This is a genomic window from Albimonas sp., from assembly GCF_055129145.1.
Genome location: NZ_JBSRTQ010000190.1, coordinates 1 through 6,995 on the forward strand (window position 1 = coordinate 1; position 6,995 = coordinate 6,995).

General features: G+C 70.0%; 6 protein-coding genes. 1 reads left to right on the forward strand and 5 read right to left on the reverse strand.

Annotation, left to right across the window (positions count from 1 at the left end; all coding sequences use genetic code 11):
• Nucleotides 1–74 precede the first annotated feature (74 nt).
• The 5 genes from ACTB72_RS19570 to ACTB72_RS19590 all read right to left on the reverse strand — a co-directional run bounded on the left by ACTB72_RS19570 (nucleotide 75) and on the right by ACTB72_RS19590 (nucleotide 5,227).
• Entirely contained in the window at nucleotides 75–806 is a 732-nt protein-coding gene (locus ACTB72_RS19570; protein ID WP_463038697.1) for a DUF1868 domain-containing protein, read from the reverse strand.
• The gene (ugpC, locus tag ACTB72_RS19575) at nucleotides 803–1,927 is read right to left on the reverse strand and encodes a sn-glycerol-3-phosphate ABC transporter ATP-binding protein UgpC (protein ID WP_463038698.1); all 1,125 of its coding nucleotides are present in this window, start codon (nucleotides 1,925–1,927) and stop codon (nucleotides 803–805) included. Before ugpC ends, ACTB72_RS19570 begins: the two co-directional genes overlap by 4 nt.
• A complete protein-coding gene (ugpE, locus tag ACTB72_RS19580) occupies nucleotides 1,924–2,826 on the reverse strand; it encodes a sn-glycerol-3-phosphate ABC transporter permease UgpE (RefSeq protein WP_463038699.1) in 903 nt (300 codons plus the stop codon). Before ugpE ends, ugpC begins: the two co-directional genes overlap by 4 nt.
• Nucleotides 2,827–2,837: 11 nt before the next feature.
• Nucleotides 2,838–3,719, reverse strand: a complete 882-nt coding sequence (locus tag ACTB72_RS19585) for an ABC transporter permease subunit (RefSeq protein WP_463038700.1) — start codon at nucleotides 3,717–3,719, stop codon at nucleotides 2,838–2,840.
• A gap of 197 nt (nucleotides 3,720–3,916) precedes the next feature.
• On the reverse strand, nucleotides 3,917–5,227 hold the full coding sequence (locus ACTB72_RS19590) for an extracellular solute-binding protein (RefSeq protein WP_463038701.1): 1,311 nt from the start codon (nucleotides 5,225–5,227) through the stop codon (nucleotides 3,917–3,919).
• A gap of 173 nt (nucleotides 5,228–5,400) precedes the next feature.
• Here ACTB72_RS19590 and ACTB72_RS19595 point away from each other — a divergent pair.
• The coding region (locus tag ACTB72_RS19595; protein WP_463038702.1) for a putative bifunctional diguanylate cyclase/phosphodiesterase at nucleotides 5,401–6,995 on the forward strand (1,595 nt) is incomplete at its 3' end.

Sequence of the window (6,995 nt, forward strand, 5' to 3'; positions counted from 1 at the left end):
CGCGCCGCGCGGGCGCCGCGGCGCCGCCCTTGGCCCGGTCGTCGCGCGGCGCCGCCCGGCACGGGCGGCCCGGTTCAGTCCAGCGCGAACAGCGGCCGGAATTCGGTCATGTCGTCGAAGACGCAGACCTCGGGCGCGCCGATCTCGACCACCGGCAGCGCCTCGATCAGCGCCGCCTCGGCCGCGTCGAGCGCCGCGTCGGTTTCCGCCGCCAGCGCCGCCGTCTCGGGCCAGGACGTCAGATAGGCGAGCGAGATGTGGAACGGATATTCGCCATGGCCCGGCCGATGCGCGAGCCCGGTCCGCGCCGCGATCCGGTCGCGCATCGCCCGCAGGCGCGCCTCCTCCGCCGCCGTCTCGCCGCCCAGCGCCACGCCGAGCCCGCCGGCGGAGGCGTAGAGGCCGCGGATCTTCATGCGGAACGGAAACGCCTCGCCGGTCGAAAACCCGCGCAGGCGGTCGGTGATCGCGACGTCGGCCTCGGGGGCGGGCAGGTCGGGGGCGAGCCCTTCGGGCCAGCGGTCGGGCTCGCGGCGGTTGTGCAGGATCAGGTCGAACTGGGTCATGTGGAAGGACGAGGCCGGCAGCCAGGCCCAGAACCGGGCGAGCCCGGCCTGCGCCAGCCCGTCATGCACCGCCGACAGGGCTGCAACCGCGGCCGGCGCCCGCACATGGCCGATCACGGTCGCGCCGCCGTCGGGCAGCGCGACGCCCTCCGCGTCGAAGCGCTTTCCGAGCCACAGAGGCGGGTGGGCGCCGGCGGCGGAGGCGAGGCCCTGGGCCAGGCGCGCGCGATCCCCGCTCACAGCCGCAGCCCGGTCACGGCGTCGAAGAAATGCAGGTCCTCGGCCGCGGCGTGGAGGGCAAGCGGGCCTGAGGGGATCGGGTCGGCGGCATCCATCGCCGACACCATCTCCGCCCCCGCCGCATGGCCGTGCAGGAGACGGGTCGCCCCCAGCTCCTCCACCGCGTCGAGCCTGAAGGGCAGGCCATCGGGCGCGCCGGCCGGAACCACCCGCGCCTTTTCCGGGCGCAGGCCGAGCGTCACGAAGCCGTTCGCCATGCCGGCGGGCGGCCCGGCGAAGGGAACCGCGGCCTCGCCGAGGCGCAGCGCGCCCTCCGAAACCTCGGCCGCCACCAGGTTCATCGCCGGCGCCCCGATGAAGGCCGCGACGAAGGTCGAAGCGGGGCGGGCGTAAACCTCCGACGGTGCGCCGACCTGCTCGATCTGGCCGCCGTTCAGCACCACGATGCGGTCGGCGAGCGTCATCGCCTCCACCTGATCATGGGTCACGTAGATCGCCGAGACCCCGAGCCGCCGCTGCAATTTGCGGATCTCCAGCCGCATCTGGGTGCGCAGGCGGGCGTCGAGGTTCGACAGCGGCTCGTCGAACAGGAAGATCGACGGGTCGCGCACGATGCACCGCCCCATCGCCACCCGCTGCCGCTGCCCGCCCGACAACTGCGAGGGTTTGCGGTCCAGGAAATCCTCGATCTGGAGCATGGCGGCGGCTTCGGCCACCTTGGCCTCGATGGCCGCCTTCGCCGTGCCGCGGTTCTTCAGCCCGTAGGCGAGGTTCTGGCGGACGGTCATGTGGGGGTAGAGCGCGTAGTTCTGGAACACCATCGCGATGTCGCGCTCGGCCGGCTCGACCTCGTTCACGCGGCGTCCCTTGATGCGGATCTCACCCTCGGTGATGTCCTCGAGCCCGGCCACCATGCGCAGCAGCGTGGACTTTCCGCAGCCCGACGGGCCGACGAACACCACCAGCTCGCCCTGCGCGACTTCGATCGACACGCCGCGCACCGCGGCGGCGCCGTTGGGGTAGCGCTTGATCACGTTGTCGATGACCAGCGTCGGGGTCCCCGCGGGCGCGGAGGTTTCAGGGGCGGAGACGGCGGGACGGCTTGCGACGGTGACGTTCATTTCTCGGTCTCCACGAGGCCCTTGATGAACATGCGCTGGAATACCAGCACCACCAGCGCCGGCGGCGCCATGGCGAGGATGGCGAGCGCCAGGGCCTGATTGTAATCGGGGATGTTCGCGCCGATGAACGCCTGAAGGATCTGGCGGATGCCGCGCACGGTGGTGAACAGGCTCTCGTCCGTGGTCATCAGCGCCGGCCACAGATACTGGTTCCAGCCGACCACGAACATGATGATGAAGATCGCCGCGATCATGGTTTTCGACAGCGGCAGCAGGATGTCGACGAAGAAGCGATAGGGCCCGGCGCCGTCGATGCGCGCCGCCTCCAGCAGCTCGTCGGGGATGGAGCGGAAGAACTGCCGGAAGAAGAACGTCGCGGTCGCCGACGCGATCAGCGGCAGGATCATCCCCCCCCAGGTGTTCAGCAGGCCGAGCCCCTGCACGACTTCGTAGGAGGGCAGGATCCGCACCTCCAGCGGCAGCAGCAGGGTGGAGAAGATCACCCAGAACGCCAGGCTCGCGAACGGGAAGCGGAAATAGACGATGGCGTAGGCGGCGATCATCGAAATGGCGATCTTGCCCAGCGCGAAGCCCAAGCCCAGCAGCACCGAGTTCCACAGCATCAGCGTGCCGGTGATCTCGCCGGTGAAGCCGCCGCCCTCGAACAGCACCGTCTCGTAGGTCTCGAGGAAATTGCCGCCCCAGCCGAGCTGAAGCCCCTCGGAATGGATGGTCACCGGGTCCCAGGTCGAGGACATGAAGGTCACGAACATCGGCCCGCACATCAGCAGCGCGCCGAAGATCAGGACGACATGATGCAGGATCTGGGTGCGCCGGCGGGCGCGGTTGACGGTCCGCGGGACGGCGGGAGCGACGAAGGCGGGATCGGCTACGGTCATGGCTGGGGTCCTCAGGTGTAATGCACGCGCCGCTCGATCAGGCGGAACTGCACGACGGTCAGGGCGAAGACCGCGATCATCAGGATCACCGACTGGGCCGAGGAGCCGCCGAGGTCCTGGCCCCGGAAGCCATCGAGAAACACCTTGTAGACCAGGGTCACCGGGTTGTTGCCGGGCTCGCCCTTCAGCATGACGTCGAGCACGCCGAAGGTCTCGAAGAAGGCGTAGGTGATGTTGATGACCAGCAGGAAGAAGCTGGTGGGCGCGAGCAGCGGGAACACCACCGTCCAGAACCGGCGGACCGGGGAGCGGCAGTCGATGGAAGCCGCCTCGCGCAGGGAATTGGGGATCCCCTGGAGGCCGGAGAGGAAGAAGATGAAGTTGACCGGGATCTGCTTCCACGACGCCACGGTGATCATGGCGACGGCGGTGTCGAAATAGCTGACGCCCACCTGCATGTCCCAGCCGAGCCAGCGGGCGAATTCGGTCAGCGGGCCGATATGCTGGTCGAACATCATCACGCCGATCAGGCCGGCGACGGGGGGCGCGATGGCGTAGACCCACATCAGCGCGGTCTTGTAGGCGTCGCGCCCGCGCAGCACCGCGTCGGCCGACACCGCCAGCGCCAGCGCGATGCCCAGCGAGATCACGCAGATCGCCACGGTGAACACCGCGGTGAACTGCGCCGAGCGGCCGTAATCGGCGGCCGAGGTCGAATCCACGTAGTTGTCGAAGCCCACGAAGGTGGCGTTCCCGAAGAACGGATCCTCGAGATAGAAGGACGACCGCACCGCCTCGCCCGCCGGCCACAGGAAGAACACCGCGACGATGATCAGCTGCGGCGCGAGCAGCAGGTAGGGCGTCCAGGACGGGCCGAACTGCACCTTCTTCATGGGAGGCTCCGGTGGGTCAGGGAAACAAGCGGAAAAGGCCCCGCCCCGGCCCGACCTCGGGCGAAGACGGGCCCCGGAGCGCGTGGGACGCGACGCGGCGCTCGGACGGTGACGCGGAAAAGCGGGAACCGGGGGGACGGGTACGCGGGGGGGACGGGGGCGCGGGCGCGCCCCCGTCGGGGTCGGACGAAGCGGGCTCAGCCGGAGGTCTTGGCGAAGCGCTCCAGCAGGCGGTCGCCCTCTTCGTCGATGGTCTTGAGCGCCTCGTCGACCGAGGTCTCGCCGGCGAAGACCTTGCCGAACTCCCGGTTCATCACGTCGCGGATCTGGGTGTAGAAGCCCATCCGGTAGCCCTTGGTCCACTCGCCGCCGGGCAGCGACAGCTGCAGGATGCCGGTCTCGGCCGAAGGCAGCTTCTCGTAATAGCCGTCGTCCTTGGCCATCTGGTAGGCGGCGGTGGTCACCGGGACGTAGCCGGTTTCCTTGTGCCAGTAGTACTGGATCTCCGGCGAGGTCAGGAACTCGAAGAACGCGGCGGAGGCCTCGTTCTCCTCCTTCGGATGGCCGGCCAGCGCGAAGAGCGCGGCGCCGCCGATGAAGGTGGTCCCGCCGGCGCCCTTCACGTCGCCCCAATAGGGCAGGTAGGTGGCCTCGAACGGCGCCTTCATCGACTTCTGCAGCCCGCCGAACGAACCCGAGGAGCCGAGCCAGAGCGCGACGTCGCCGTTTTCGAACGGGGCCTGGTTGTCGTTCCAGCCGGCGCCGTAATAGCCGAAGTAGCCGGCGTCCTTCCATTCCTTGAGCTTCTCGAAGTGGCGCTTCAGCTCAGGGGTCTTCGACAGCAGCAGCTGGGTGCCCTCGGCCCCGTCATAGCCATTGTCGTTGGTCGCGAAGGGCAGGTTGTGGCGGGAGAAGAAGTTCTCCACGAAGATCCACGGAGTGTGGCTTTCGGCCAGCGCGACGTAGCCGGCTGCCTTCAGCTTGGGCGCGATCGCCTCGAACTCCTCCCAGGTCTTGGGGGGCTCGACGCCGGCCTTCTCAAGCGCTTCGGTGTTGTAATACATCACCGGGGTCGAGGAGTTGAACGGCATCCCCACCATCTTGCCGGCGGCGTCGGCGTAGAAGTAGCGCACGCCCTCGATGTAGTCGTTCACGTCGAACGCGTAGCCGTTCTGCTTGAGCAGATCCTCGGCCGGCAGCACCGCGCCCTTGGCCCCGATGATGGTGGCCGAACCCGCGTCGAACACCTGCGCGATGTTGGGCTGCTCGCCGGCGCGGAACGCGGCGATGGTCGCGGTCAGCGTCTCTTCGTAATTGCCCTTGAAAATCGGGGTGATCTTGTACTCGGACTGGCTGTCGTTGAACCGGGTCGAGATCTCGTTGACCACCTCGCCCAGACGGCCGCCCATGGCGTGCCACCAGGTGATGTCGGTCTGGGCGTTCGCGGCGCCGGCGGCGAGGGTCAGCGCGGGCGCGAGCGCGGCGGCGAGCAGCGTGCTGCGGATCATGAGAGGCTCCGTTGACGGCTGGAGGGGCGGGGCCTGACCCCTAGCCGCGGCGCATGTCATGCCCGTCTCGGTTTCGTGTCGTTTGCGCGACGATCCGCGGCCGGTTGCGTAAATCAATCCTGAACCTCCGCGCCCTATTCCCCTCCGGCATCGGTGGGAGAGAGGACGCGCGCATGCATCGCATCCGAAAGCTGGGGCAAGGCTCGACGAGCGTGGAGGTGATGCTCGCGGCGCTTGCGGTCCTCTGCTGGCTGTGGTTCCAGCGCATCGACGCGCTGGAGCAGGTCTACGACTACCTGCAGGCCCATGAGGAATATGAGCTCGACGAGGCGCTGGTCGGCCTGTTCGTCGCCGGCATGTTCTCCACCGTGCTGCTGATCTATCGCGGGATCTGGCTGCGGCGGGAGGCGGCGCGCGGCGACGCGGCGGAACAGGAGGCCCAATGGCTCGCCCGTCACGACCCGCTCACCGGCCTGCCCAACCGCCGCGGCCTCGACGAGCATCTGGCCGAGCATTCCGGCGACCGGCGCCGCGGCGCCCGCCGGACCGAAGGCTCGCGCCGCCAGGCGCGCCGGCCATGGACGCGGGGGGCGGCGGTGCTGTGCCTCGACCTCGACGGGTTCAAGCAGGTCAACACGCTGCTCGGCCACGAAGGCGGCGACCGGCTGCTGGAGGTGGTCGCCCAGCGCCTGCGCAAGCTGGCGGGGCCGGAGCTGGTGGTGCGGGTCGGCGGCGACGAATTCGTGCTGATCGCGGACCGGACCCGGACGCCGGACGTCACCGCGCTCGCCCGGCGCATCGTCGTGGCGCTGGCGGAGCCGGTGGCGATGGCGGGCGGGGCGACGGCGCGCATCGGGGCCTGCATCGGCATCGCCCTGACGCCCGAAGACGCGCCCAGCCAGGACGAGGCCCTGCGCCGCGCCGACGCCGCGCTTTACGAAGCCAAGCGCCTCGGCCGCGACCAGGTGGTGCGCTTCGATCCCGCGATGGCCGAAGCGCTGGGCGACCGCGCGCGGCGCGAGCAGGCGCTGCGCCTGGCGCTGGATCGCGGCGAGATCGAGCCGCATTACCAGCCGCTCACCGACCTCGCCACCGGCGCCCTGGTGGGGTTCGAGGCGCTGGCGCGCTGGAACGGCCCCGACGGGCCGGTGCCGCCCTGCGAATTCCTGCCGCTGGCCGAGGACATGGGCCTGCTGCCCGAACTCAGCGACCGGCTGCTGACCCGCGCCTGCGCGGATGCGCACGGCTGGCCGGACGGGCTGCGGCTGGCCTTCAACATCTCGCCCGCGCAGCTGGGCGACCGGATGCTGGCGCAACGCATCCTGTGGATCCTCGACGCCGCCGACTTCCCCGCGCGCCGCCTGCAGATCGAGATCCCCGAAGCCGCCGCCCTGCGCGACGCGGAGACGGAGGGCGGGCTGCTCGACCAGCTTCAGGCGGCGGGCGCGCGTGTGGCGCTCGATGATTTCGGGGCGGGCTACACCAGCCTCGGCCAGCTGGCGCGGCTGAAATTCAACGCCATCAAGATCGACCGGGCGTTCCTCGCCGCCGCCCAGGGCGATCCGGCGCGGGTCGAGGCGATCCGGGCCATCGTGGCGCTCGGCCGCGGCCTGGGGGTGAGCACGACCGCCGAAGGCATCGAGACGGAGGAGCAGATGATCCGGCTGCGGGATCTGGGCTGCGATCTGGGCCAGGGGCATCTGTTCAGCCCGGCGCTGACCGCGGAGGTCGCCGCCGCGGTCGCCGCCGGCCGCCGGCCGATGCGCCC

Bases quoted from the DNA above. Each gene is read 5' to 3' on its own strand.
- ugpC (WP_463038698.1), bottom strand. From the start codon at position 1,927: ATGAACGTCACCGTCGCAAGCCGTCCCGCCGTCTCCGCCCCTGAAACC.
- ugpE (WP_463038699.1), bottom strand. From the start codon at position 2,826: ATGACCGTAGCCGATCCCGCCTTCGTCGCTCCCGCCGTCCCGCGGACC.
- ACTB72_RS19585 (WP_463038700.1), bottom strand. From the start codon at position 3,719: ATGAAGAAGGTGCAGTTCGGCCCGTCCTGGACGCCCTACCTGCTGCTC.
- ACTB72_RS19590 (WP_463038701.1), bottom strand. From the start codon at position 5,227: ATGATCCGCAGCACGCTGCTCGCCGCCGCGCTCGCGCCCGCGCTGACC.